The following is a 24,084-nucleotide window of genomic DNA, read 5'->3' as shown; positions in this document are numbered from 1 at the left end:
GACAAAGCATGAAACAGGCCGCCAACGAAATCGGAGTCTCAACATCCGCTATCAGTCATCGAATCAGAAAACTGGAGTATGCTTGCCAACCTGGGTCCAAACGTCCTGCTAAGTGAGCGACTTGTTCATATTGACACCGGTCACATGAAATCCTGTCGCGTCATAAACATGCTTGGCGCGCGCGTTGTCAGCGGCGACCCGGAGCTTGATTTGCCGAAAGCCGTCACGTTTTAGGTCCATCTCCAGCGTTGCTAACGCCAGCTTGCCGTATCCTTTTCCCTGAAACGAGGGAAAAATGTAGAAGTCCATAATGAATGCTACATGCTTCGCCGGATCCTGTTTGTACCAGAGATAGCCAAGAGGCTCTTCAGGACTGCAGACAGGATCGATCAGACACAGCAAGATCTGGTCGGTCGTATTGACACCTTCAGGCAAGTCCGAAGCCATTTCTCGTTTCACCTGATCAAGAGCCGCTACGTCGGAAAGACGATAACTTGATGCAACTTCCGCTGCATAGTCAGGAATGAAGTAGCTGAGATAGGTCGGGAACTCGTCCTCTCGCATAGGCCGTAGTTGGAGCATGAAGATTCCTTTCACAGTATAGACCGGGATCGCGTCGAACGCCGCGTTTTCGCAGGAGGAACTTGTGAAATAATAAACCAACTGGGCATCGTTCATGTAACCTTGATAGAGCGTGAATGGAAGGCGGCTCATCGGTTGAACAGGAACTCTATATCTCGGATTTCACTTCCGCGACAAGTGGTGCATTGGGAGTGAGCGCATTGCTTGATGGGGCGGCTTCTGTCGATTGCGACACGCAAGCCGCTTCCCCTTGAAGTTCGTGGGCGTCGATGTGCATTGAGGCGTTTTTTCTCCACCCGCCGTGAAAATAAAGGACTATCGCCATCAACAGGGTTGATACCATTGCGGCGGGAAAGCTCAGCCAGAGCGCATCGGAACCAAGTTGTTCACGCAGGCCAATGGCGACGCCAAGGCGTACCGGGTACATGGATACGAAAAGAATGATGAGCGGCCAGATAACCTGACCGTTTGCGCGCACGGTTCCGAAAAGAACCATCGATACGCCGAAGGCGATGAAGCCCCACGTCGCGATTTGTCCTATGTGCTGACCGATTGGGATTGCCGCACTGTCTGCGCCGAGAAATATTTGCATGGCTTGCCGGTCCGCGAGAAGCAGCAGAACAACAAGTGCTCCCGTCATCAGCACTGCGTAAACTGCCCCTATGCGGGTTATCGAGTTCACGCGATCCCATTTCCCTGCTCCGATATTCTGGGCGGCCATGGCGCTTACTGCGGCGCCCAGCGCCATTGCAGGCATCTGCACATAGGTCCAGAGCTGTTGTGTGGCGCCGAAGGCGGCCGTCGTATCGACACCTTCCTGATTGACCAGTCGCATCATCGTCAGCATCGAGCTTGAAACGACGATCATCTGGATGCCCATCGGAAATCCTTTGGTGAAGATCAGCCGCAGCAGCTCCCGATCAGGGACAAGGAGCCACAATTCCCTGCCACGCAGGCGCAACGGAAGGTCGCGGTGATAGATATAATAAAGCATTGCGGTCAGGCTTATGTAATTGGCAGCCGCTGTCGCCAATGCAGAGCCCGCAATACCCAGTGCGGGTAACGGGCCCCATCCCAGAATGAAGACGGGATTGAGGGCTATATCCAGCAGTACCGCCATTCCCATGAATATCAGCGGGGTCATGGCGTCACCACTGCCGCGCAGAGCCATCATCAGAATCGTCTGCATCAGGATTGCCGGCATGGCGAGAAAGGTGACTTGCAGAAATGCGCGGGCCAGCGGCTCGATAGTTTCAGGCGTTCCGAGCAGTTCAAGCACTTTGGGGGCAAGCAGCCAGCCGATGACGGCGACAACGATGCTGAGCGGCACGAAAGTGCCGACGGTGGTGCCCGCTATCGTGCGCGCGGTTTCAACGTCGTGCCGTCCGAATGCCTGTCCGATCAGGATCGTCGATGCCATGCCGAAGCCGAATACGAAAGCAGTCAGCAGAAACATCACCAGATTGCCGTTCGTCGTTGCCGCAAGTGCATTCTCGCCAAGCAACTGACCGATCCAGATCGTGTCGATTGACCCGTTCGCCGATTGCAAGATTGATGAGCCGAGTGTCGGCAACGCGAAGAGCAGCAAAGCCTGATTGATCGGGGCCGTCGTCAGGTCGATGCTCTGTTTCATGAGACCTCGTGATCGGACTGATATGTCGTGGATTAGAGCGCGTCTCAACTGTCTGTTTTGACACGCATCTGATCCGAAAACCGCTTCACACTTTTCGGAATGCGCTCTGATTGCTTAAATAAATCCCGCGAATTCAAACGGGGGAATCGTAATTTATTCTACTCAGGATTGATGTTGGCAGTTTGTGCGCTGCTCGTAAAGTCACGGAAAAGAGTATCGGATGTGAGCAAAGCGGGGATGCAACCGTTTTATGCCATTCCCAGCAATCAAAAGATTGCTAATATGAACTTGTAGCATGGAGGGGCTCTATCCATGAAAGGTCTGGCAGATAAGGCGGCGCAAAGTGCCGGCGAGAACAACGGCGATCCGCCGGTTGTTGAAGAGGTTGGTCAGCCATCACACCAGAAGGCGGACGACACTGCCCCTGTCGGTGCGGAGCAGCTTGATTGGCTCGTTGCGATGATCAATCACGTGCCGGATTTCATCTATGCCAAGGACTTGCAGGGGCGGTTTCTGTTCGCCAATGATGCGGTGGTTCGCAACAACGGCCTTTCGGACATCAATGAACTCATTGGACTGACCGATTTCGATATTCATGGCGAAGCTGCGCTCACGGCCCGCATTTTTGAGATTGAAAAACAGGTCATGGAGAGTGGCCAGCCCGATCTTGGCTATGAAGAGCGCGCCATGCGCGGCGGAATGGATCGTTGGCTGATGATCTCGCGTGTGCCCTTGCGCGATAGAAACGGCAAGATTATCGGCGTTGTGGGCGCGTCTCGTGACATTTCCCTCAAGAAAAGAGCCGAACGCTTCATGCAGGTTCAGGCCCGTATTCTGGAAATGACGGTAAGTGCGGTGGCCATACCGGATTTCATCGATCAGTTGACCCATTTGCTGGAAGGTCTTGCCGCCGGTATTCGTTGTGTTGCCGTCGTTACCGGGGAGACCGCTGAAGATGTTGTCATTTCTGCACCTTCCCTGCCTCCTCTGGCGCTCGGTTTGAGAAACGAACGTGAGCCAATTTCTCTCGCAGCGCTTGAAACGGCACTGAAGACATTGGTTCCCGATAGTGAAGCCATATTCTCCATGAAAATCCCGTCCGCAGACGGGCAGGGGCACGGTGCTCTCGGCTTCTCGGTCGATGGCGACGCTGCGGATGATCGCGTCCTCACGGAGTTTTTCACCACCGCTGCCAGAATGAGCGGAATTGCCATCGACAGGCGTATTGCCGACGAACGTATCCGCTATCTGGCCGAACACGATACGTTGACAGGGCTGGCTAACAGGGCTTTCCTGGAACTGAAACTCGAACAGATTCTCGAACAGGCGGCGGCTCATTCTCAGCGAGTGGCCCTTGGCTTTCTCGATCTGGATCAGTTCAAGCCGGTCAACGATACGCTTGGTCATGCTGCGGGCGACAAGCTTCTGCAGCAGATTGCCGGACGGATTTCGCTATTGCTGCGCGACGGTGAACTTGCTGGCCGCATGGGAGGTGATGAGTTCATTCTCGTGTTGCAGGCGGATGATGGCGATTTCTGCTCCCGGCTGGATGAAATCAGACGGAAGATCAGCGAGCCGGTCGAGTTGGATGGCGCACATCTGGAAGTCACCTGCAGCATCGGTGTCGCCTGCTTTCCAAAACATGGTGGGTCGGCCGCGGAACTGTTCGCGGCTGCAGACGCTGCCATGTACGATGCCAAGGCGAAGGGCCGCAATGGCGTTAGCATCTATTCCGGCGAAATGTCGCGTGGCCTTGCTTCAGGCGGGAGCAAACAGTCGTAGCTATCGCGCAATATTCAGCTAATCCGGGCCTTGACGAACACGTCATAGCGCGTGCTTTTGCCGAGTATCTGATGAGATGGTTTGCGCAATCCAGCCATGGGGTCGGCGCGCAAGGGCCATTTCAGCACCACACGGTTCTGCGCTGCCTCCAGCGCAACCTGCATCAGCTTTTCGGCATCGGGATCGGTACCGACGATCTCGCGGATCTGGCGCATTTCCTTCTTGACGAGTGCGCTATTGCCGCGGGGCGGGTGCATCGGATCGACCAGAACCACCTGCGGCTTCAGTTCCGGCAGGAGCAGACAGGAATCTCCCTGTAAAAGCGTCATGCGAGTGACAGTCTCGGCATAGCGCCCGCCTTCTGCCGCTGCACGCGCCAGCCCCTTCGCCAGAAGGTTATGCATCGTTTCGGAGCGCTCGATCAAAGTCACCTTTGCGCCGAGCGATGCCAGCAGGAAGGCATCTCGTCCAAGCCCGGCTGTCGCATCCACTATTTCAGGCATGACATCGCGCGTTATTCCGACAGCCTTGGCGAGGGCCTGCCCACGTCCTTCGCCGGAGCGAAACCGGTGGCCGACAGCGCCTCCGACAAAATCGACGATCAGCTCCGATGTATCTATTTTCTGCGACATGAATGCTCTCAGAAGGGGCAGGGTGCGGCGAACGTCACGTCGCGCCCGTCGGGGTGCTGGAAAGCCAGTACTTCCGCGTGTAACAGCAGACGGTCTGCGGCAGCGAGGGCTTCACCTTCGGCGTAGAATTCATCGCCGAGGATCACATGGTCGAGCGCTTTCATATGAACGCGCAACTGGTGCGTCCGGCCCGTCAGTGGAAAGAGCCGCAGCCGGGTGTGTTCATCGCCCCTGTCCAGAACCTGCCAGCGTGTCTGTGCGGGCTTGCCATGATCATGATCGATGCGATGGCGCGGTTTGTTGTCGGGATCTATCGCCAGTGGCAGGTCGATCAGCCCTTCGTCATTTTCGAAGCAGCCCCAGACTACGGCGATATAGGATTTTTGCGTCGTCCGGGCCTCGAACTGCGAGGCTATGGCGGCGTGGGCCTTGCGGTTGAGCGACATCAGCACAAGGCCGGACGTATCCTTGTCGAGACGATTGATCATCTGGGCTTGCGGAAACTGCTTTTGAAGGCGTGTCGCAAGGCTATCCGACAGTGCTGGATGGCGCCCCGGTACGGATAACAGGCCGCTCGGCTTGTCCAGCACAAGAATATCCGCGTCGCGATGAAGGATCGAGACATAGGGTTCCAGTGGGGGATGATAGATGGGAGCATCGGCGGATAACACAGTCATAATGCTCTTCTAGCATGGTTTGCGCGGTGCGGAGAAGCGTGCGCTCAATTCTCTGTAGCGGCAAACGATAGACTACATTCACCAGATGGCTGATTGTTCATGCAGGGAAAATAAATGGCGGAGAGGGTGGGATTCGAACCCACGGTGGAGTTACCCCCACGCCGCATTTCGAGTGCGGTACTTTCGACCACTCAGCCACCTCTCCGCATTGTGCAATCCGGTTAAACGATCTATAAATCGCGCCGTCAAACAGCATCTAAAGCGAATGCTAAGTGTGTAGCGGCTCAATAACGGGCCAGCGCTGATTAGACAAGAGCTAATTTGCATTCCGTTGTGAAAATTCTTGACTTTTCTGCCGCTTCACACCTATAAGCACCAGACCTTGGGCGTGGGGTGATCCGCGCCTATTGTTTTGATTGCAGAATTTCGGGTTTCCGAGATCGTAATCAAGGGCCCAGCCCACTCATCAACCGACTGATAAAAAGACGGCCCATCACTTCGACGCCAATGTCGTGGACATGAGAGCCGGACCGAACAACCGAAAGGACAACAAATGTTCGCAGTCATCAAGACCGGTGGCAAGCAGTACCGCGTTGCCGCAAATGACCTGATCAAGGTCGAAAAAGTTGCTGGCGAAGCCGGTGACATCGTAGAATTCGCAGAAGTCCTGATGGTCGGCTCGACCATTGGCGCACCGGTCGTCGCTGGCGCTCTCGTCACCGCCGAAGTCGTTGAACAGGGCCGTGCTCGCAAGGTCATTGCGTTCAAGAAGCGTCGCCGTCAGAACTCGAAGCGCACCCGCGGTCATCGTCAGGAACTGACGACCATCCGTATCTCGGAGATCCTCACCGACGGCGCAAAGCCTTCCAAGAAGGCCGCCGAGAAGAAGGCTCCGAAGGCAGACGCCGCTGAAGGCGAAGCCGCAAAGCCGAAGAAGGCAGCGCCTAAGAAGGCTGCAGCCAAGGCCGCAACGGCTGAGTAAGTAAAGAGATTAAAGGAGAACACCAATGGCACACAAAAAAGCTGGCGGTTCCTCGCGTAACGGTCGCGATTCAGAATCCAAACGCCTTGGCGTGAAGAAGTTCGGCGGCGAAGCTGTGCTCGCCGGCAACATCATCGTGCGTCAACGCGGCACGAAGTGGCATCCGGGCGCCAATGTTGGCCTCGGCAAGGACCATACGATTTTTGCAACCACGAACGGTTCCGTGTCTTTCCGTACGAAAGCCAACGGCCGCACGTACGTATCGGTTAACCCGATCGCGGAAGCAGCAGAGTAAGCCGGGCACTCTCTAAAGCACCGGCGTCCCATCGGACCCGGTGCAAATGGCAGCCTAGCCAAAAGATCGAAGGGAAGATGGGGCCACCATCTTCCCTTTTTGCATCTGGAGGAACGAAAAATGGTTGTCGAAGTTCTGGAAGAAGATTGTTACGACGCAGGCAGTAGCGAAAGAAGAGACAGTTACACAGATCTGTCGCCCGGTCGGGCCGATGAGATGGCCCCCGATCTGGCTTATGAATTAGACTGTCCTGTCCTCGTCACTGAAAGGCTGGTCCTGCGCCCGCCGCATGTCGAAGACGTGGATGCGATTTCCTATCTTGCCAATAACGCCCGCGTCTCCGGTATGCTTGCTCGTATGCCGCATCCATACACGCGTGAAAATGCCGTCGATTTTGTCGAGCGCGTGCGAAAAGGCGAGATGGGCAATTGCATCTACGCCATTACGCAAGCGGAAACCGGCATCTTTATGGGCTGCTGCGGCATCCATGCGCATAAGCACGGTGAGGGGCTGGAAATCGGCTACTGGCTGGGTGAACCCTATTGGGGGCACGGCTTTGCCACCGAGGCCGCTCACGTCCTGATCGATCTGGCTTTCCGCGCAACGGAAATTGAGCGGCTGCACGTCTCGTGCCGGGCCAGCAATGGCGGCTCGCGCCGGGTGATCCACAAGTGCGGATTCCAGTTCAGCAACATGGGCATGGCGGACTCGCTTGCGGCAGGCAATGTCCCGGTCGAGCGCTATGTCCTTGATCGCCGCACCTGGATCGGGCTGAGAAGCTGGCAGTCATAAACAAAGGGTCCTGCGTGCCAAACCTTATTGGCTCGGCCGCAGGACCGATAAAAACGGGGAATGAAATGATGGATACTCATGCAATCGCGCGCGAGAAGATCGTGGTGCGTGCGCTCGAAAAGGGCGATCTGCATCGCTATCGGGCCATAAGATTAAGCGCTCTGCAGCGTGCGCCACTGGCATTCGGTTCGAGTTTCGACGAAGAAAATGCCTATTCGGACAGCGTGTTCGCGCGTCGTCTGGAGCAGGTGAACGGCAATGTGGTTTTCGGCGCTTTCGATGGTGAAAACCTGTTGGGAACGGCAGGCATTTTCCGCCATGATCGCAAGTCAGAACGCCATCGCGGCACGCTCTGGGGCGTCTATGTGGCACCCGAAGCACGCGGGCTGGAGCTGGGCAAGGCTCTCGTCAGCAAAGCCATCGATCATGCTGCAAGTCAGGTCGTCATTCTGGATGCCAAGGTGGTGGCCACGAACGAAGCCGCCAAACGCGTCTATTATGCACTGGGTTTCAAGACTTACGGCGTCGAACCCAAGTCACTTTATGTGCAGGGCCAGTATCTGGATCAGGAATTGATCTATATCGATTTCACCGATCCGGTCTGGAAAAACAAACTCGGGTGAAATCTGGCCTCCTCAACTGTTTGCAGGAGGCCGCTTTTGCTGTAATTGCAACACACCACATGCGGACACACGCCCGCATGTAACAAATTTCAGGGCGCCTGTCGCCCAAAAGCCCGCCAGAGTGCGGGCATCCAAGAAGGTTACATTCAGATGAAGTTTCTCGATCAGGCAAAGATCTACATCCGCTCCGGCAACGGCGGGGCGGGGGCGGTTTCGTTCCGCCGCGAGAAATTTCTCGAATTCGGCGGTCCCGATGGCGGTGATGGCGGACGCGGCGGCGATGTCTGGGTTGAGGCCGTCAACGGTCTCAACACACTGATCGATTATCGCTATCAGCAGCATTTCCGGGCCAAGACCGGCATGCACGGCATGGGTCGCAACATGACGGGCGGCAAGGGCGACGACATTGTTCTCAAGGTGCCGGTCGGCACGCAGATTTTCGAGGAAGACGACGAAACGCTGATCTGCGACATCACCGAAATCGGCCAGCGATACCGGCTGGCCAAGGGCGGCAATGGCGGCTTCGGCAATCTGCATTTCACGACCTCGACCAATCGCGCGCCGCGCCGCGCCAATCCCGGACAGGACGGCATCGAACGCACCATCTGGCTGCGCCTGAAGCTGATCGCCGATGCCGGTCTGGTCGGTCTGCCCAATGCCGGAAAATCGACCTTCCTTGCAAGCGTGACAGCAGCCAAGCCGAAGATTGCCGACTATCCTTTCACCACGCTGCATCCCAATCTGGGCGTTGCGCGTGTGGATGGCCGCGAATTCGTTATCGCCGATATTCCGGGCCTGATCGAAGGGGCGAGCGAAGGCGTCGGCCTTGGCGACCGTTTCCTCGGTCATGTCGAGCGCACGCGCGTTCTGCTGCATCTGGTTTCCGCGCAGGAAGAGGATGTAGCAAAGGCTTACAAGGTCATTCGCGGCGAGCTGGAAGCGTATGAGCATGGTCTGGCCGACAAGCCGGAAATCGTGGCGTTGTCGCAGATCGATACGCTTGATCCTGAAGCACGCAAGGCCAAGGTCAAGGCGCTGAAAAAGGCATGCGGGCGTGAACCGCTGCTGCTTTCGGCTGTGAGCCATGAAGGTTTGAACGATGCTCTGCGCCAGCTCGCAAGCGTCATCGACCAGAGCCGCGCCGCAGAGGCCGGTACGGCGGAAGCCGAAGAGTAAGCATCGGATTTTATTTGGGCGCGCATCTTGTCCGAAAACCGTTTCACACTTTTCGGGATGCGCTTTGGGTGCGGCGAGGGGAATGAAGCATGCTGAAGAAATTGAAAGACTATCGCCGCATCGTTGTCAAAATCGGGTCCGCCCTTCTGGTGGATCGCGCAACCGGTCTGAAGCGCGACTGGCTGGAAAGCCTCGGGCAGGATATTGCCGCTCTTCATCACGCAGGCGTCGAAGTGCTGGTGGTCTCATCCGGTGCAATCGCGCTCGGACGCACGGTTCTGGGGCTGCCAAAGAAGGCGCTTAAGCTCGAGGAAGGTCAGGCGGCTGCCGCCGCAGGCCAGATCGCGCTCGCCAAGGCCTATGCCGATGTGCTCGGCGGCCATTCGATACGCTCAGGCCAGATTCTCGTTACGCTTTCCGATACCGAGGAGCGCCGTCGCTATCTCAATGCGCGCGCGACCATCGAGACGCTGTTGAAGCTGAAGGCCGTGCCGGTCATCAACGAGAACGACACGGTGGCAACCACCGAAATCCGCTATGGTGACAATGACCGGCTGGCTGCGCGCGTGGCGACCATGATGGGCGCTGACCTGTTGGTCCTGCTGTCCGATATTGACGGACTTTATACGGCACCGCCGCACAAGAACCCGGCGGCGGAGTTTCTGCCTCTGGTCGCAACCATCACCCCGCAGATCGAAGCCATGGCGGGCGCCGCAGCGTCGGAACTGTCGCGTGGCGGCATGAAGACGAAGCTCGATGCGGGCAAGATCGCCAATGCGGCAGGAACCGCGATGATTATTACGTCGGGCACGCGTTTCGGACCGCTTTCGGCAATCGACCGCGGCGAACGCGCAACGTTGTTCGAACCGGCGCGGACACCGGTTAATGCCTGGAAGACCTGGATTTCCGGCAATCTTGAACCGGCTGGCCGTCTGATGGTGGATGCCGGTGCGGCCAAGGCGCTGAAATCCGGCAAATCGCTTTTGCCTGCAGGTGTCAAAGAGATCGACGGTCAGTTCGAGCGCGGCGATACGGTTGCGGTGATCAACGAGGACGGTCGCGAGATTGCGCGCGGGCTCATCGCTTACGATGCCGAGGATGCGCGCAAGATTGCAGGCCATAAAAGCGATGAGATCAGCGAAATTCTTGGCTATGATGCGCGAGCGGCGATGATCCATCGCAACGATCTGGTGGTGCGTGCTGCCAGCAATACGGAAGTTGCATAAAGGGGGAAGAGGATGCTGAACAAAGTGGACGCCGAAACTGACATTGCAGCCATCATGGCAAAGGTTGGCCGTAAAGCTCGGCAGGCAGCGGTTCCGCTTTCCATCGCTTCGCCTCAACAGAAAAACAAAGCTTTGCTTGCCGCCGCCGATGCGATGCTCGCAAGCAAAGATGCCATTCTTGAAGCCAACAAGCTTGATCTCAGCCATGCGGAAAACAGCGGCATGGCCGCGTCTTTCGTCGATCGTCTGACGCTCGATGACAGCCGGATCGTCGCCATTGCGGAAGGCATTCGCGCCATCGCCGCCCTGCCTGATCCGGTGGGCGAAGTGATTGCCGAATGGGATCGTCCGAATGGCCTCCATATCGAGCGCGTGCGCACGCCGCTCGGTGTGATCGGTGTCATTTATGAAAGCCGTCCCAATGTGACGGCCGATGCCGGTGCATTGTGTCTTAAGGCTGGCAATGCCGTCATTTTGCGTGGCGGTTCGGATTCCGCGCATTCATCGGCTGCCATTCACAAGGCGCTGGTCGAGGGGCTTGAAGCCGCCAACCTGCCTGCCGATGCGATCCAGATCGTGCCGGTGACCGACCGCGCTGCTGTCGGCGAAATGCTGAAAGGTCTGGACGGTGCGATTGACGTGATCGTGCCGCGCGGTGGAAAAAGCCTTGTTGCGCGCGTTCAGTCGGAAGCGCGGGTGCCGGTCTTCGCGCATCTGGAAGGCATCTGCCATCTTTATATCGACAAGTCCGCCGATCTGGACATGGCCCGCAAGATTGCGGTCGATGCCAAGATGCGGCGCACCGGTATTTGCGGCGCGGCGGAAACGCTTCTGGTGGATCGCGCTGCGGCTTCAACACATCTGGCGCCGATCCTCGAAGATTTGGCTGCCAAGGGCTGTGAAATTCGCGGTTCGCAGGACGTGCTGGCACTCTATCCGTCCGCAAAACCTGCAGCCGAAGAGGACTGGTCGACCGAATATCTCGATGCGATCATTTCCGTTGCTTTGGTTGACGGCATTTCGGGCGCGATTGAGCATATCAACCGCTACTCCTCGCACCATACGGAAGCAGTTGTGGCGCAAGATGCGGAGGCGGTTGCACGTTTCTTCAACGAGATCGACTCGGCCATTCTCCTGCACAATGCCTCGACGCAATTTGCCGATGGCGGCGAGTTCGGCATGGGTGCGGAAATCGGCATCGCCACCGGCAAGATGCATGCGCGTGGGCCGGTTGGCGTGGAGCAGCTCACCTCGTTCAAATATCGCGTTCGCGGCGACGGGCAGATTCGTGGTTAGACGCGGATGAAATTCGGCTTCGGTCTTTCCGCATTGAAGGAACAATATCCTGGTGTCGATGCGCATTATCTGCGCATGCCGCATGTCGAAAAGGGCATGGCGGTAGGGCTGTTCGGCGGCTCGTTCAACCCGCCGCATGGCGGGCATGCTCTGGTGGCGGAAATTGCCATCCGGCGACTGAAGCTCGACCAGCTCTGGTGGATGGTGACGCCCGGCAACCCGCTGAAGGATAGTCGCGAACTGGCGCCGCTCGTCGACCGGCTGAAGCTGAGCGAGGAAATCGCCTCCGACCCGCGCATCAAGGTGACGGCGCTCGAAGCGGCCTTCAATGTGCGTTATACGGCGGATACGCTGGCGCTCATCCGCGATGCCAATCCCGGTGTCCATTTTGTCTGGGTCATGGGAGCGGACAATCTCGCCTCCTTCCACCGCTGGCAGCGCTGGCGCGAGATTGCGCAGAATTTTCCGATTGCGGTCATCGACCGACCGGGTTCGACGCTGGCTTATCTGTCGTCACGCATGGCGCAGACATTCTCCGACAGCCGCGTCGATGAACAATATGCGTCGATGCTGGCGCGGCGCACGCCTCCGGCCTGGACTTTCATCCATGGACCGCGCTCGTCGCTTTCCTCCAGCGCCATTCGTAAATCCCGTACATGATCTTGATGCTTTCGTGACGATTTTGACAAGATATATGCAAAATGGGCGGAGAAACTGAAAAAGTGAACGGGCTGGAAAAGCCGATACTCTTGAAACAAAACGGGGACTCTGCCTATTTTAGGGTGTGTGGTGCTTATCACTGCCACACGGCGTTGTTCTGCTGAGAAAGGGAATACACTGAGAACAGCAATTGAGAAGAAGGCTCATCACGCGCCTTCAACGGTCAGGATGGACGAGTCCGATCTCGTGTCCCAGACCTTCGACGCGGCCTTGGCCAGTCTCGAAAACTCCAAGGCGGAATCCATCATCCCCATCGACATTCGCGGAAGATCAACGATCGGCGATTATATGATCGTCGCGTCGGGCCGTTCGCATCGCCATGTGACGGCGGTTGCCGACCATCTCCTGCAGGCCCTGCGTGAAACAGGCTGCAAGGATATTCGGGTCGAAGGTCTCGAGAGTGGCGACTGGGTTCTCATCGATACCGGCGATATCATCATCCATGTCTTCCGACCGGAAGTCCGTGACTTCTACAATATCGAGAAGATCTGGCTCGATGAGGGTTTCGACGGGTTCGACACCGAACGTGCGCCGGGATTGGTGCACTAATTCGATGAATTGAGAGCGTCATGCGTGTGAGTGTTTTTGCCGTGGGCCGGATGAAAGCCGGCCCCGAACGGGAGTTGGTCGAGCGTTATTTCGATCGATTTTCGAAAGCTGGACCGCCATTGGGGCTGGAATTCGCCGGTGTGAGCGAAATTCCCGAAAGCCGGGGCCAGACGGCAGAGTTGCGCAAGGCAGAAGAGGCCCAGCGCATCCATGAAGCTCTCGACAATGCCAGTTCCGGGGGCGCTGCCCTGATCCTGCTGGACGAGCGCGGCAAGGCGCTCGGATCGGAAGCTTTTGCGGATCGCATCGGGCGGATGCGTGACGACGGCAAGCGCCAGCTCATCGTCGCGATCGGTGGGCCGGACGGCCACGATCCGGCATTGCGGTCACGCGCCGACCTCGTTCTGGCGCTGGGCGAATTGACGTGGCCGCACCAGATTGCCCGCATTCTGATTGCCGAGCAACTTTATCGCGTTGCCACCATTCTGGCGGGCCATCCCTATCATCGTTCGTGAAATGTATAATGCAGGCGTACGCAGCCGCGTCCCAGCGTCTTGGCACTGAGAAGGACGGGGCTTGCCCTGAAGCCGGTGACCGGAAACAGCGGTATGCCGCTGCCGATCAGTTCGGGGATGAGGTAGATTTCGATTTCATCCAGCGCGCCGCGTTCCAGAAACGCCATTTGCAATTGCCCGCCGCCCAGCATCCAGACATCGCCATCGTCGAATGCCCGCAACTCGGTGATCAGCGCATCCACGTCCTGACGTATTTCGAGCGGCCCTTTCGGATTCTCGATCGGCTTTGATGTGACAACAATGGTTCTCTGATCGCCATAGGCCCAGGGTGCATCGCTTTCGGCGATGAAGTCATAGGTTCCCCTGCCCATCACTACAGTACGTATTCCTTTGATGAAGGTGCGGTAATCGTGCTCCCCCATGTCTCCACCGTCATATTTGAACAGCCAGTCGAGGCTTCCGTTCTCGGCGGCAATAAATCCGTCGAGACTGACGGCGATGTAGCCGACAATCCTTGCCATGATAAACGCTCCTGTTGATTTATAAATGAATATACGTTTATATATGCCTCATGGCAAGAACCAAATCCGTGCCCGATGAGGCAGTACTCGACCGATTGATGGCTGTTGTGGCTGAAGCTGGTCCTGATGGGCTTACCTTTGCGCGGGCTGCAAAGGCCGCCGGGCTTTCCGCTGCCACGCTTGTCCAGCGTTATGGCAACAGTCAATCCATGCTTGAGGCGGTGCTGTTGCGGGCGTGGGATCGGCTCGATGCGGCAACGCGCACAGCCGATGAAAACGCTGCACGCACGCCGCAAGGTGCAGTCGATCTGCTGATGGCGCTGATGCCCTGTGATACTGCGGAATATAACGTCACAGATGGGCTTCTTCTTCTGCGTGAAGACATTCGAAACCCGGTCTTGCGGGCACGGGGAGCGGCATGGGGCCTTTATCTGGCAGATGCACTCGGGCGGCGGCTTTCCGGCGACACGACAAAAGCCGAGCGTCTCGGCTGGCAGATGGCAAGTATCTGGCAGGGCGCGCATATCTGGTGGGCTTTCACGCGTTCCGAGGCATCGGAAGTTGCGATCCGGCGCACGCTCATGGAGTGGCTGGAGACGATCCGGTGTGCCGGTTCGCTCGATCACCGCTCGTAACGCTGTTCATTGGCTTGACAATAGGTTGAGATCTTAGGATTGCTCCCAGCATGAAATGCATTTGATTGGGCATAATGCATTGTTTTATTAGAATGAACTAAAGTGCTTGGGGGAAAATTGAACAGGCCTACCGTTATAACACTATCGACCATTCCGCCGCGTTTTGATCTTTTGAAGCCAACGCTGCTGTCCCTTCTATCGCAAAGACTGAAAGCCGAGGAAATCCGCCTTTATATACCGCACAAATACAGGCGGTTTCCCGATTGGGATGGGCGCCTGCCCGAAGTGCCTGCCGGCATAGCAATTGTCCGCTGCGAGGAAGATCTCGGGCCTGCGACCAAGGTTCTGCCAGCCGCCCGCGACCTGAAGGGGCGGGACGTGGATATTCTGTTCTGCGACGACGACAAGATTTACGATGCCAATTGGCACCAGCGTTTCAAGGCGGAAGCCGCGCGCAAGCCGGGTCATTGCATTATCGAGGTCGGGGAAACATTTCCCGATATTGCCGATGCGGGCAGACCCGCTGATCGGCTTCCACGCAGCCGCTGGAAGCCCAAGGACTATAAATACAGAATGAAGCGCGTCGCTTCCCTGTTTCTGCACAAGCCGGACCGCAGCATGCCCGGCTATGCCGACCAGATTTCCGGTTTTGCCGGGGTTCTCGTCCATCCGGAATGGTTCGACGAGCTGTTCTACGATATCCCCGACATCATGTGGACCGTGGACGATCCCTGGATTTCCGGCCATCTTGAAAGACGCGGAATTCCGATCTGGGTGATCGGCCAGAACTGCCGCCGTGCCGAAGGCAAGGCGAGCGGGGTGAGTGCTCTTCTGAACCATGTCGAGGACGGGCAGGACCGCGTGCATGCCGATCTGCTCGTGATTGACTATTTCCGGCAGCATTACGACATCTGGAAAAAGACCGAAAAGGTCGACGAAAAGGCGGCGCTACGGACGACATCGATGCGCGAAATGATGCGGCGCAGAAAAGCCGAGCTTGGTCTGATCGATTCATAAGGAAGGAGCGAAGGGGCTTGCTGACTGCAGTTGCCAATTTGGTTGACGTGTGGAGGAGCGGCGTCACTGAGGTCGGCATTGCAGTCGACGGGTTTATGGTTGATGGTTCGTTAACGGGTTCGGGCTAGTTTCGGCCCTGAATTTGGCCTTGTTTCGTCCTGATAGAACACGCATGAGTCCTGTACGCCTTTTCAAAAGACCACGATTGCTTGCTTTCGCGCAGGCTGGCCTCGTTTTGGCTGGCGTGTTCGCCTGTGCGCCATCGGCACTTGCGCAGGAAGCCTTGCAACAGCAGCGCGATCAGGCGGCAAGCGAATATGAAAAGCTCAGCAGCGAGCTCACTGTCACCGGCGACAAACTGAAACAGCTCGAAGATGAGGTGGCCGGGCTCAAGAAGGACCAGGCGACCATCACTGCAGCGCTGATCCAATCGGCCAAGACCGACAAGAAGCTGCAGCAGGATATTGCCGATATTGCCGACAAGCTGATCTCGCTGCGCGAGCAGGAAGACGGCATCCGTTCATCGTTGCGCGCACGGCGCGGCGTGTTGGCGGAGGTGCTGGCTGCGTTGCAGCGCATGGGGCTGAACCCGCCGCCTGCCATTCTGGTCCGGCCCGACGATGCGCTTGCCTCGGTACGCAGCGCCGTTCTCCTTGGTGCGGTGGTGCCCGAGATGCGCAGCCAAGTGGAGGAACTGACCGGCGATCTGAAGGATATGCAGCGGGTAACCGCTTCCATCCGGCAAGAGCAGGAAAAACTGAAGGCAACCCGCACGGTTCAGGCCGAAGAACAGAAGCGGCAATCACTTCTTCTTGAGGAGAAGAAGAAATTGCAGTCGCAATCGGAACAGGAAATCGAGGCGCAGCGCCAGCATTCGGAAGAACTGGCGGCCAAGGCAGGCAGCCTGAAAGACCTTATCGACGGGCTCGACAAGCAGATGGCAGGCGTGCGCGATGCAGCCGAAGCCGCCCGCAAGGCGGAGGCGGATCGCCTTGCTGCAGCAAGGGAAAAGGCCGGAGGATCGGTGCCGGACGACAATCATCTGCGGGCCCAGATCGATTTTGCCTCGCTTCAGGGCAAGCTCGCTCTGCCAGCGGCTGGCAAGACAATGCGGCATTTCGGAGAGAAGGATGGCGTCGGCGGCAGCATGATGGGGCAGGTGGTCGAAACCTTGCCCTCCGCCACGATTACGTCACCTTCCGATGGCGTGATACTTTACGCGGGCAAATTCCGTTCTTACGGGCAGCTCTTGATACTCGACGCGGGCAATGGATATCATGTCGTCATGGCTGGCATGGGTCGAATCGACGTATCGCAAGGCCAATTTGTACTTGCAGGAGAGCCGGTCGGTGCAATGGGTGAAAAACTTCTCGCAAGTGTTGCGCCGATAGAGGTGGGCAATGGCGCGCCATTGCTTTACATTGAATTTCGAAAGGATGGAAAACCCGTCGATCCTGCCCCTTGGTGGACCGAACGGCTTTCTGGAAGGACGTGAAAATGATACGTAAACTGTCGCTGCTGTTCGCCGGGGCCCTTCTGGGGGCGTCAGCCATGGTGATGGTCCAGGGCGCGCCGGCTTCCACTGCTTTTGCGGCAGGGAAAGATAGCGATGTCTACAAGGAACTGGCTCTGTTTGGCGATATTTTCGAACGGGTGCGCGCGCAATATGTGACGCCGCCGGACGACAAGAAGCTGACTGAAAGCGCGATCAACGGCATGTTGACCTCGCTTGATCCCCATTCCTCCTATCTCAACCCGGAAGCCGCGCAGGATATGCGCGTGCAGACCAAGGGTGAATTTGGCGGTCTCGGCATCGAAGTCACCATGGACAACGATCTCGTTAAGGTCATCGCACCGATCGACGATACGCCGGCTTCCAAGGCTGGTGTGCTCGCAGGTGATCTCATCACCAAGATCGACGGGCAGGAAGTTCGCGGGCTGACGCTGACCGATGCGGTGGACAAGATGCGCGGTGAAATCGGTTCGCCTATCGAGCTGACGATCCAGCGCCAGGGTGTCGACAAGCCGATCACGCTGAAGATTGCCCGCGCCGTCATCAAGGTGAAGGCCGTTCGTTATCGCGTCGAGAATGACATCGGTTATCTGCGCGTCATCTCGTTCACCGAACAGACCTCCGAGGATCTGAAGAAGGCGATCAAGGATATTCAGGACAAGATTCCTGCCGACAAGCTCAAGGGCTTTGTGCTGGATCTTCGCCTCAATCCGGGCGGTCTGCTCGATCAGGCTGTTGCTGTTTCCGATGCCTTCCTCGACAAGGGCGAAGTCGTTTCGACCCGTGGCCGCGATCCGCAGGATGTGACACGCTTCGATGCACGCAAGGGCGACCTGACCGACGGCAAGCCGGTTATCGTTCTGATCAATGGCGGTTCGGCCAGTGCGTCGGAAATCGTTGCCGGTGCCTTGCAGGATCATCGCCGCGCCACCGTGCTCGGTACGCAATCCTTCGGAAAGGGCTCGGTACAGACGATCATTCCGCTCGGCGAAAACGGTTCGCTGCGTCTCACGACGGCGCTCTATTACACGCCGTCGGGCAAGTCGATCCAGGGCAAGGGCATCACGCCTGACATCAAGGTTGACCAGCCTTTGCCGCCGGAACTGAGAGGCGAGGACGTCGTTCGCGGCGAATCCGAACTCAAGGGCCACATCAAGGGCAATGCCGAAGATGATAACGGCTCTGGTTCGTCGGCTTATGTTCCGACTGATCCGAAGGATGACATTCAGCTCAACGAAGCCTTCAAGCTCCTGCGTGGCGAAGTGGCCAATGCCGCATTCCCGCCGGATCCGAAGAAGGGTGTGTTGAACTGATCGCTCCATGCTGGATCTGAACAGCCCGTTAGGACTGGATAAGAAACCGCAAAAGCGCGGGGGCTCACGCTCCCGCGCTTTTCGTTCTTCTGTGACAGGTCTCGCCATCGTGGTGGGGCTTTGCCTTGCCGGTGGCGCGGTGTTCGCCATCTGGCGGAGCAATCAGGCAAGTTTCCGCAAGATCGAAACCGCTGCTGTGGAGCCGTCGCAAGTCGAAGCGCCAGCCATCGGGACGAAAGCCCAACCTGCAACCGGCAATACGCCACCGCCCGGTCGTGCGCAGCGCGGAACGAACGGTCAGCCGGGGCCTGCCATCATCAAGGTCACACCCGATATGCCGCCGGGTATGCCAAGCGTCGCTGCCGGTACGGCGCAGGGTGATGTGGTCGTGGTGCAGAATGCATATCAATCCGGGCAGGATCGGCGCGTTGCCCATCTGCCGGAACAGGCGCTGGTCGAGCAAAGCCCCACCGGACCGCTTCCGGTGCGTGGGGCAGACGGTCTGCGCCCGATGGACGCCTATGCGGTCGGCTGGTCCGGCGCGCGCGGCGCGCGGGTCGCCATCGTCATTGGCGGACTTGGATTGTCGCAGACTGGCAGCATGGAGGCAGTTGACAAGCTTCCGCCGGAAATCACGCTCGGATTTGCGCCGCAGGGCAATAGTTTACAGCGCTGGATGCAGGCAGCCCGGCAAAACGGTCATGAACTTGTGCTGCAACTGCCGATGGAACCGTTCGATTATCCGCGTGTCAATCCCGGTCGCAATACGCTGACGGTTGATGACGGCCTTGAGAAAAATCAGGCTTCATTGCGGTGGGCGCTGTCGCGGATGACCAATTATGCCGGTGTCATGAATTATATGGGCGCACGTTTTACATCCGAGATGGAAGCATTTTCGCCGGTGTTGAGCGAGATTGGAAACCGCGGCCTATATTATCTGGATGACGGCACGTCGGCGCGCAGTCAGGCCGACCGGATCGCCACGAGCGACGCTGTGCCTTTCGCCGCCGCCAATGTTTTGATTGATGCATCGCAAGAGCGCCGCGCCATCCTCGATCGCCTCGACGAACTGGAGCGAACCGCGCGCGCCAATGGCAGTGCCATCGGCACCGGTTCGGCCTTCGCGGTGACCGTCGATGCGGTTGCTGAATGGGCCAATGAGGTCAAGAAGCGCGGCATTGAAATCGTGCCGGTTTCGGCGCTGGTGCGTGATCCCGAACGGCAGTAATTATGTTTGCATATCATGGAGAATGTCATGTCGAAACACAAAGGTCCTGTCGATCCTGAAAGCTTGCCATACCGCCCATGTGTCGGGCTGATGGTGCTGAACAGGGTCGGGCTGGTCTGGGCTGGCCGTCGTATCGTCATTCCGGGCGACGAGATGGATGGTGCGACCCAGCTTTGGCAGATGCCGCAGGGCGGCATCGACAAGGGCGAGGACCCGATCGAAGCAGCTATCCGCGAACTTTACGAGGAAACCGGCATGAAGTCGGTATCGCTGCTTGCCGAAGCGCCGAACTGGATCAACTATGATCTGCCGCCGCATCTGGTTGGCCAGGCGCTCAAGGGCAAGTATCGCGGCCAGACGCAGAAATGGTTTGCCTATCGGTTCGAGGGCGACGAGAGCGAGGTCGCCATCAATCCGCCGCCCGGCGGGCATACGGCCGAGTTCGATCGCTGGGAGTGGAAGCCGATGCCGGAACTGCCGGAACTGATCGTTCCCTTCAAGCGCAAGGTTTACGAGGAAGTCGTTGCTGCATTCCGGCATCTAGCGCCGTGATTTAGCAGGGGGAGGCGCCCGCGCCCCCTTGTGCCGCCGCCCAACATATTGTCAACTCTGATCCATATGCGTCGGGTGACGTATTATGAGAGGGAGAAAAGCGCATGGATGTTGGAAGTCTTCTCGTATTTCTTTTCGTGGGTCTCATCGCTGGCTGGCTGGCCGGTAAGGTTGTGCAGGGCGGCGGTTTCGGCCTGATCGGCAATATCATCGTCGGCGTGATCGGTGCCTTTTTCGCGGGCTGGCTTTTGCCGCGTCTCGGATTTTCCGTCGGCGGAGGGATTATCGCCGCGATCGTCAACGCCTTTATAGGTGCTGCCATCCTGCTGATTATCCTGCGCATCGTCAAACGTGCGTGAGCATCAGATCAATTGCCTGGCCCGGCCTTTTTGAGCCGGGTCGTTTCCTTTCTCGAAGTTCACTGAAATGACACCGAATTCCAAACTGTCGCTCGGTCTGGTTCTCACGGCAGCGGCCGGTTTCGTCGATGCGATTGCCTTCCTGCAACTGGGCGGTTTCTTTGCATCCTTCATGAGCGGCAACACCACGCAGCTTGGTGTCGCGCTGGCGGGGCAGCCTGGCGTGCAAGGCACAGTGCTGATCTGGTTCCCCGCGATCCTGATTGTTCTTTTCTTCGGTGGCGCCTTCTTCGGCACACTTGTCGTGCGTGCTTATGGGCGCTGGGGCAGTCTCTATGTGATGGCGAGCGTCGTGGCGATATTGCTGATGGTCGGCGTGCTGCGGCGCGAGGGCGCGCTGCTCATCCAGCCGGTGCTGTTGCTCGCTGCGGCCATGGGCGCGCAGAATGCGGCGGTGCAGCCTATCGGGGCCGCGCGTCTGGGCGTGACCTATGTGACGGGCACGCTCTTTAACGCTGCCGCCGATCTTGCCTGTTCGCTGCGCGGGGAAACGCCGAAATGGCGCTGGCTGCAGCATGTGGCGGTCTGGTTGTCCCTGATGCTGGGCGCAGTCGGCGGCGGTCTCGGCCATTATTTCATTGGCCTTGACGCCTTGTTCGTTCCCGCTGCGATGATCGTCGGCGTCATGGTCGCTTATATGAAGCTCAATTGATTTAGCTGAATAGTGTTTTTTCGCTTTCGACCAGTTCGGAAATGAGTGCCGATATGGCGGTGACGCGCCTGAGCGTCCGCGCGGATTCATGATAGGCGAGCCAGTAGGCGCGGCGGATCACCCGGTCGGGCAGGACTGGCACGAGATCGGGATCGGCGCGGGCGATGAAGGCGTGCAATATGCCGATGCCCGCACCGGCCCGCACGGCCTCGACCTGTCCAAGCGCGCTCGATACTTCGAAGGCCGGTTTCCAGTCGCGGCTGATCTCCGGCGCATAGGCCAGCGACGGATTGATGACGAGATCCTCCACATAGCCGATAAGCCGGTGTCGGGCGAGATCGTCAGTGGTTTCCGGCGTGCCGTTTTCTTCCAGATAGCTGCGATGCGCATAGAGACTAAGCGTGTAATCGACGAGCCTGCGCGCAATGAGCCGCCCCTGCTCCGGGCGCTCGACCGTAATGGCGATATCCGCTTCGCGGCGTGACAGCGAAAACGAGCGCGGCACCGGCACCAACTGGATGGTGAGGTCGGGATATTTCTGTGTCAGCCGTGCCAGCCGGGGCGCCAGAAAGTTGACCCCGAAACCGTCTGGCGCGCCGATGCGCACCGTGCCGGATACGGCAATATCCGCATTGCCGACCTGCGAGCGGGCGGAAAGCATTTCGGCTTCCATGCGTTCGGCAGCAAGCAGAAACTCCTCGCCAGCCTGTGTCAGCGTCGAGCCGTTGGTGCGGCGCGTCAGAAGCGTGGTGGACAGCGCCGTTTCAAGTGCGGTCAGCCGCCTGGCCACAGTCGTGTGGTTGAGGCCCAGCCTTTTGGCCGCACCCAGAATCTGGCCTGAGCGGGCGACGGCGAGAAAAATGCGAATATCGTCCCAGTTCATGATGCTCTCTGCGTGAATATGCTTCCTAATTACTCTAAAATTTGCACAACGGATACGCTTTTCAGCGTCTTGCAATCAGGAATTTGCAGAGTCAAGATGGTGTCAACGATGGGAGCCGTGTGGCTCCTCAAGGCGATCATCAGGGAGGTTCTTCGATGCGCAATATCGGACATTTCATCGGCGGCAAGCACGTTGCCGGTAATAGCGGTCGCACTGCCGACGTTTTCCAGCCGCTTGACGGCACGGTACAGGCGAAAGTGGCGCTGGCCACCAAGGCTGAAGTGCGCGCCGCCGTTGAAAACGCCAAGGCTGCACAGCCTGCCTGGGGCGCGACCAATCCGCAGCGCCGCGTCCGCGTCCTGCGCAAGTTCATTGAACTGGTCGAAGCCGAATATGACAGCCTGGCCGAACTGCTGGCCCGCGAACATGGCAAGACGATTGCCGACGCCAAGGGCGACATCCAGCGCGGTCTGGAAGTGGTGGAAGTCTGCCTCGGTTCTGCGCATATGCTGAAAGGCGAATTCACCGACAATGCCGGCACGGGCATCGACACCTATTCCATGCGCCAGCCGCTCGGCGTTGTTGCGGGCATCACGCCGTTCAACTTCCCGGCCATGATCCCGCTGTGGAAAGCCGGTCCGGCGATTGCCTGTGGCAACGCGTTCATTCTGAAGCCGTCCGAACGTGACCCCGGCGTCCCGATGCGCCTTGCTGAACTGTTCATGGAAGCCGGTCTTCCGGCTGGCATCTTCAATGTGGTCAATGGCGACAAGGATTCGGTCGATGCACTGCTCGATGATCCGGATGTGCAGGCCATCGGCTTCGTCGGCTCCACGCCGATTGCCCAGTATATCTATGGTCGCGGCTGCTCGAACGGCAAGCGCGTGCAGTGCTTCGGCGGCGCCAAGAACCATATGCTCATCATGCCCGATGCCGATATGGACCAGACCGTCGATGCGCTGATCGGCGCCGGTTACGGCTCGGCAGGCGAACGCTGCATGGCAATTTCCGTTGCTGTTCCGGTCGGTGAAGACACCGCCAACCGCCTGATGGAAAAGCTGATCCCACGCGTTGAATCGCTGAAGATCGGCACGTCCACCGACAATTCTGCCGATTACGGCCCGGTTGTCACCCAGGCTGCTCTTGATCGCATTCGCGGTTATGTCGATCTCGGCATCGAAGAAGGCGCGAAGCTGGTCGTCGATGGACGTGGCTTCAAGATGCAGGGCTATGAAAACGGCTTCTACATGGGCGGTTGCCTGTTCGACAACGTGACCAAGGATATGCGCATCTATAAGGAAGAGATCTTCGGCCCGGTTCTCTCGGTCGTTCGCGCCAAGACCTACGAGGAAGCGCTTGCTCTGCCGAATGAACATGAATTTGGTAACGGCGTTGCCATCTTCACCCGCGATGGCGATGCGGCCCGCGATTTCGCCAGCCGCGTTCAGGTCGGCATGGTCGGTATCAATGTGCCGATCCCGGTTCCAATTGCCTACTACACCTTCGGCGGCTGGAAAGCTTCCGGTTTTGGCGATCTCAACCAGCATGGCCCGGATGCATTCCGCTTCTACACCAAGACCAAGACCGTCACGTCGCGTTGGCCGTCTGGGGTTAAGGATGGGGCAGAATTCGTCATCCCGACGATGAAGTAAGCATTGCGCTTGTCACCTCGTCCTTCGAGACGGCGCTTCGCGCCTCCTCAGGATGAGGTGACAAGCAACCATACTGTCCACCAAGCGAAACCCCGCCACAAGGGCGGGGTTTTGTTTGTATCCGGGCGTCGATGACGGCGCAGAATTGGTCATCATCGATAATGAAGCAGGCAGCACGGCGTCTATCACCTCATCCTGAGGAGGCGCGAAGCGCCGTCT

The 24,084-nt window shown here is 58.1% G+C and carries 27 protein-coding genes and 1 tRNA gene; 21 read left to right on the top strand and 7 right to left on the bottom strand.

Translation table 11 applies throughout. The features are described from left to right. Window positions 1–8: 8 nt before the first annotated feature. Window positions 9–116 (top strand): hypothetical protein, encoded by a 108-nt coding sequence (locus FIB18_RS25465; RefSeq protein WP_407921868.1) that lies wholly within the window; start codon window positions 9–11, stop codon window positions 114–116. Here FIB18_RS25465 and FIB18_RS18305 read toward each other — a convergent pair. Both FIB18_RS18305 and FIB18_RS18300 read right to left on the bottom strand, forming a co-directional pair. Beyond that, window positions 109–678 carry a GNAT family N-acetyltransferase gene (locus FIB18_RS18305; protein ID WP_235894910.1) on the bottom strand — a complete coding sequence of 190 codons (570 nt, stop codon included), beginning with the start codon at window positions 676–678 and terminating at the stop codon, window positions 109–111. The two genes, FIB18_RS25465 and FIB18_RS18305, sit on opposite strands and share 8 nt — an antisense overlap. 52 nt (window positions 679–730) lie before the next feature. Further along, complete coding sequence (locus FIB18_RS18300; protein ID WP_140022058.1) at window positions 731–2,215, bottom strand: MATE family efflux transporter; 1,485 nt, start codon at window positions 2,213–2,215, stop codon at window positions 731–733. Window positions 2,216–2,527: 312 nt separating this feature from the next. Between FIB18_RS18300 and FIB18_RS18295 the strand changes: the two genes are divergently transcribed. Next, the gene (locus tag FIB18_RS18295) at window positions 2,528–3,997 is read left to right on the top strand and encodes a diguanylate cyclase domain-containing protein (protein WP_140022057.1); all 1,470 of its coding nucleotides are present in this window, start codon (window positions 2,528–2,530) and stop codon (window positions 3,995–3,997) included. 14 nt (window positions 3,998–4,011) lie between these two features. Here FIB18_RS18295 and FIB18_RS18290 read toward each other — a convergent pair whose 3' ends face one another. The 3 genes from FIB18_RS18290 to FIB18_RS18280 form a co-directional block, all read right to left on the bottom strand. After that, window positions 4,012–4,629 carry a class I SAM-dependent methyltransferase gene (locus FIB18_RS18290; RefSeq protein ID WP_140022056.1) on the bottom strand — a complete coding sequence of 206 codons (618 nt, stop codon included), beginning with the start codon at window positions 4,627–4,629 and terminating at the stop codon, window positions 4,012–4,014. 8 nt (window positions 4,630–4,637) lie between these two features. Then, entirely contained in the window at window positions 4,638–5,306 is a 669-nt protein-coding gene (locus tag FIB18_RS18285; RefSeq protein WP_140022055.1) for a pseudouridine synthase, read from the bottom strand. A 115-nt stretch (window positions 5,307–5,421) separates the two neighbouring features. Continuing rightward, a tRNA-Ser gene (locus tag FIB18_RS18280) sits at window positions 5,422–5,511 on the bottom strand. Between the two features lie 348 nt (window positions 5,512–5,859). On the opposite strand from FIB18_RS18280, the gene rplU reads away from it, so the two are divergent. The 10 genes from rplU (at window position 5,860) to rlmH (ending at window position 13,480) form a co-directional block, all read left to right on the top strand. After that, window positions 5,860–6,288, top strand: a complete 429-nt coding sequence (rplU, locus tag FIB18_RS18275) for a 50S ribosomal protein L21 (RefSeq protein ID WP_140022054.1) — start codon at window positions 5,860–5,862, stop codon at window positions 6,286–6,288. Window positions 6,289–6,313: 25 nt separating this feature from the next. Continuing rightward, complete coding sequence (gene rpmA / locus FIB18_RS18270; protein ID WP_109369860.1) at window positions 6,314–6,583, top strand: 50S ribosomal protein L27; 270 nt, start codon at window positions 6,314–6,316, stop codon at window positions 6,581–6,583. 120 nt (window positions 6,584–6,703) lie between these two features. Next, window positions 6,704–7,375, top strand: a complete 672-nt coding sequence (locus FIB18_RS18265) for a GNAT family N-acetyltransferase (protein WP_140022053.1) — start codon at window positions 6,704–6,706, stop codon at window positions 7,373–7,375. 65 nt (window positions 7,376–7,440) lie between these two features. Then, window positions 7,441–7,998 (top strand): GNAT family N-acetyltransferase, encoded by a 558-nt coding sequence (locus FIB18_RS18260; protein ID WP_140022052.1) that lies wholly within the window; start codon window positions 7,441–7,443, stop codon window positions 7,996–7,998. A gap of 150 nt (window positions 7,999–8,148) precedes the next feature. Beyond that, window positions 8,149–9,174 carry a GTPase ObgE gene (obgE, locus tag FIB18_RS18255; RefSeq protein ID WP_140022051.1) on the top strand — a complete coding sequence of 342 codons (1,026 nt, stop codon included), beginning with the start codon at window positions 8,149–8,151 and terminating at the stop codon, window positions 9,172–9,174. Window positions 9,175–9,263: 89 nt separating this feature from the next. Further along, entirely contained in the window at window positions 9,264–10,400 is a 1,137-nt protein-coding gene (gene proB, locus FIB18_RS18250; protein ID WP_140022050.1) for a glutamate 5-kinase, read from the top strand. Window positions 10,401–10,412: 12 nt separating this feature from the next. Further along, a complete protein-coding gene (locus tag FIB18_RS18245) occupies window positions 10,413–11,696 on the top strand; it encodes a glutamate-5-semialdehyde dehydrogenase (protein ID WP_140022049.1) in 1,284 nt (427 codons plus the stop codon). A gap of 6 nt (window positions 11,697–11,702) precedes the next feature. Continuing rightward, on the top strand, window positions 11,703–12,356 hold the full coding sequence (locus FIB18_RS18240) for a nicotinate-nucleotide adenylyltransferase (RefSeq protein ID WP_140022048.1): 654 nt from the start codon (window positions 11,703–11,705) through the stop codon (window positions 12,354–12,356). Window positions 12,357–12,584: 228 nt separating this feature from the next. Next, window positions 12,585–12,965, top strand: coding sequence for a ribosome silencing factor (gene rsfS, locus FIB18_RS18235; RefSeq protein WP_140022047.1), 381 nt, complete (start codon window positions 12,585–12,587; stop codon window positions 12,963–12,965). 20 nt (window positions 12,966–12,985) lie between these two features. Next, entirely contained in the window at window positions 12,986–13,480 is a 495-nt protein-coding gene (rlmH, locus tag FIB18_RS18230) for a 23S rRNA (pseudouridine(1915)-N(3))-methyltransferase RlmH (RefSeq protein ID WP_140022046.1), read from the top strand. On the opposite strand, the gene FIB18_RS18225 is transcribed toward rlmH, so the two are convergent. After that, a complete protein-coding gene (locus tag FIB18_RS18225; protein WP_140022045.1) occupies window positions 13,468–14,001 on the bottom strand; it encodes a dihydrofolate reductase family protein in 534 nt (177 codons plus the stop codon). The genes rlmH and FIB18_RS18225 overlap by 13 nt on opposite strands. A gap of 50 nt (window positions 14,002–14,051) precedes the next feature. Here FIB18_RS18225 and FIB18_RS18220 point away from each other — a divergent pair, with 50 nt between their 5' ends. The 8 genes from FIB18_RS18220 to FIB18_RS18185 all read left to right on the top strand — a co-directional run bounded on the left by FIB18_RS18220 (window position 14,052) and on the right by FIB18_RS18185 (window position 21,330). After that, window positions 14,052–14,636: a TetR/AcrR family transcriptional regulator gene (locus FIB18_RS18220; RefSeq protein WP_140022044.1), complete on the top strand. Its 585-nt coding sequence runs from the start codon at window positions 14,052–14,054 to the stop codon at window positions 14,634–14,636. A 117-nt stretch (window positions 14,637–14,753) separates the two neighbouring features. Beyond that, window positions 14,754–15,653 carry a glycosyltransferase family 2 protein gene (locus FIB18_RS18215; protein ID WP_140022043.1) on the top strand — a complete coding sequence of 300 codons (900 nt, stop codon included), beginning with the start codon at window positions 14,754–14,756 and terminating at the stop codon, window positions 15,651–15,653. A gap of 172 nt (window positions 15,654–15,825) precedes the next feature. After that, window positions 15,826–17,148: a murein hydrolase activator EnvC family protein gene (locus FIB18_RS18210; RefSeq protein WP_140022042.1), complete on the top strand. Its 1,323-nt coding sequence runs from the start codon at window positions 15,826–15,828 to the stop codon at window positions 17,146–17,148. 2 nt (window positions 17,149–17,150) lie between these two features. Continuing rightward, a complete protein-coding gene (locus FIB18_RS18205; RefSeq protein ID WP_140022041.1) occupies window positions 17,151–18,479 on the top strand; it encodes a S41 family peptidase in 1,329 nt (442 codons plus the stop codon). Window positions 18,480–18,486: 7 nt separating this feature from the next. Next, window positions 18,487–19,707: a divergent polysaccharide deacetylase family protein gene (locus FIB18_RS18200; protein WP_140022040.1), complete on the top strand. Its 1,221-nt coding sequence runs from the start codon at window positions 18,487–18,489 to the stop codon at window positions 19,705–19,707. Between the two features lie 27 nt (window positions 19,708–19,734). Beyond that, entirely contained in the window at window positions 19,735–20,259 is a 525-nt protein-coding gene (locus tag FIB18_RS18195; RefSeq protein ID WP_140022039.1) for an RNA pyrophosphohydrolase, read from the top strand. Between the two features lie 104 nt (window positions 20,260–20,363). Further along, window positions 20,364–20,618 (top strand): GlsB/YeaQ/YmgE family stress response membrane protein, encoded by a 255-nt coding sequence (locus FIB18_RS18190; protein WP_029929435.1) that lies wholly within the window; start codon window positions 20,364–20,366, stop codon window positions 20,616–20,618. A gap of 67 nt (window positions 20,619–20,685) precedes the next feature. Then, complete coding sequence (locus tag FIB18_RS18185; RefSeq protein WP_140022038.1) at window positions 20,686–21,330, top strand: YoaK family protein; 645 nt, start codon at window positions 20,686–20,688, stop codon at window positions 21,328–21,330. Between the two features lies 1 nt (window position 21,331). Here FIB18_RS18185 and FIB18_RS18180 read toward each other — a convergent pair whose 3' ends face one another. Next, window positions 21,332–22,213, bottom strand: coding sequence for a LysR family transcriptional regulator (locus FIB18_RS18180; protein ID WP_140022037.1), 882 nt, complete (start codon window positions 22,211–22,213; stop codon window positions 21,332–21,334). A 155-nt stretch (window positions 22,214–22,368) separates the two neighbouring features. On the opposite strand from FIB18_RS18180, the gene FIB18_RS18175 reads away from it, so the two are divergent. Further along, complete coding sequence (locus FIB18_RS18175) at window positions 22,369–23,865, top strand: CoA-acylating methylmalonate-semialdehyde dehydrogenase (protein ID WP_140022036.1); 1,497 nt, start codon at window positions 22,369–22,371, stop codon at window positions 23,863–23,865. The last annotated feature ends 219 nt before the right edge of the window (window positions 23,866–24,084 follow it).

Source organism: Brucella pecoris, assembly GCF_006376675.1.
GTDB classification, from domain to species: Bacteria; Pseudomonadota; Alphaproteobacteria; order Rhizobiales; family Rhizobiaceae; genus Brucella; species Brucella pecoris.
This window is presented reverse-complemented; position numbering and strand designations above follow the sequence as displayed.

Bases quoted from the DNA above. Each gene is read 5' to 3' on its own strand.
- FIB18_RS25465 (WP_407921868.1), top strand. From the start codon at position 9: ATGAAACAGGCCGCCAACGAAATCGGAGTCTCAACATCCGCTATCAGT.
- FIB18_RS18305 (WP_235894910.1), bottom strand. From the start codon at position 678: ATGAACGATGCCCAGTTGGTTTATTATTTCACAAGTTCCTCCTGCGAA.
- FIB18_RS18300 (WP_140022058.1), bottom strand. From the start codon at position 2,215: ATGAAACAGAGCATCGACCTGACGACGGCCCCGATCAATCAGGCTTTG.
- FIB18_RS18295 (WP_140022057.1), top strand. From the start codon at position 2,528: ATGAAAGGTCTGGCAGATAAGGCGGCGCAAAGTGCCGGCGAGAACAAC.
- FIB18_RS18290 (WP_140022056.1), bottom strand. From the start codon at position 4,629: ATGTCGCAGAAAATAGATACATCGGAGCTGATCGTCGATTTTGTCGGA.
- FIB18_RS18285 (WP_140022055.1), bottom strand. From the start codon at position 5,306: ATGACTGTGTTATCCGCCGATGCTCCCATCTATCATCCCCCACTGGAA.
- rplU (WP_140022054.1), top strand. From the start codon at position 5,860: ATGTTCGCAGTCATCAAGACCGGTGGCAAGCAGTACCGCGTTGCCGCA.
- rpmA (WP_109369860.1), top strand. From the start codon at position 6,314: ATGGCACACAAAAAAGCTGGCGGTTCCTCGCGTAACGGTCGCGATTCA.
- FIB18_RS18265 (WP_140022053.1), top strand. From the start codon at position 6,704: ATGGTTGTCGAAGTTCTGGAAGAAGATTGTTACGACGCAGGCAGTAGC.
- FIB18_RS18260 (WP_140022052.1), top strand. From the start codon at position 7,441: ATGATGGATACTCATGCAATCGCGCGCGAGAAGATCGTGGTGCGTGCG.
- obgE (WP_140022051.1), top strand. From the start codon at position 8,149: ATGAAGTTTCTCGATCAGGCAAAGATCTACATCCGCTCCGGCAACGGC.
- proB (WP_140022050.1), top strand. From the start codon at position 9,264: ATGCTGAAGAAATTGAAAGACTATCGCCGCATCGTTGTCAAAATCGGG.
- FIB18_RS18245 (WP_140022049.1), top strand. From the start codon at position 10,413: ATGCTGAACAAAGTGGACGCCGAAACTGACATTGCAGCCATCATGGCA.
- FIB18_RS18240 (WP_140022048.1), top strand. From the start codon at position 11,703: ATGAAATTCGGCTTCGGTCTTTCCGCATTGAAGGAACAATATCCTGGT.
- rsfS (WP_140022047.1), top strand. From the start codon at position 12,585: ATGGACGAGTCCGATCTCGTGTCCCAGACCTTCGACGCGGCCTTGGCC.
- rlmH (WP_140022046.1), top strand. From the start codon at position 12,986: ATGCGTGTGAGTGTTTTTGCCGTGGGCCGGATGAAAGCCGGCCCCGAA.
- FIB18_RS18225 (WP_140022045.1), bottom strand. From the start codon at position 14,001: ATGGCAAGGATTGTCGGCTACATCGCCGTCAGTCTCGACGGATTTATT.
- FIB18_RS18220 (WP_140022044.1), top strand. From the start codon at position 14,052: ATGGCAAGAACCAAATCCGTGCCCGATGAGGCAGTACTCGACCGATTG.
- FIB18_RS18210 (WP_140022042.1), top strand. From the start codon at position 15,826: ATGAGTCCTGTACGCCTTTTCAAAAGACCACGATTGCTTGCTTTCGCG.
- FIB18_RS18205 (WP_140022041.1), top strand. From the start codon at position 17,151: ATGATACGTAAACTGTCGCTGCTGTTCGCCGGGGCCCTTCTGGGGGCG.
- FIB18_RS18200 (WP_140022040.1), top strand. From the start codon at position 18,487: ATGCTGGATCTGAACAGCCCGTTAGGACTGGATAAGAAACCGCAAAAG.
- FIB18_RS18195 (WP_140022039.1), top strand. From the start codon at position 19,735: ATGTCGAAACACAAAGGTCCTGTCGATCCTGAAAGCTTGCCATACCGC.
- FIB18_RS18190 (WP_029929435.1), top strand. From the start codon at position 20,364: ATGGATGTTGGAAGTCTTCTCGTATTTCTTTTCGTGGGTCTCATCGCT.
- FIB18_RS18185 (WP_140022038.1), top strand. From the start codon at position 20,686: ATGACACCGAATTCCAAACTGTCGCTCGGTCTGGTTCTCACGGCAGCG.
- FIB18_RS18180 (WP_140022037.1), bottom strand. From the start codon at position 22,213: ATGAACTGGGACGATATTCGCATTTTTCTCGCCGTCGCCCGCTCAGGC.
- FIB18_RS18175 (WP_140022036.1), top strand. From the start codon at position 22,369: ATGCGCAATATCGGACATTTCATCGGCGGCAAGCACGTTGCCGGTAAT.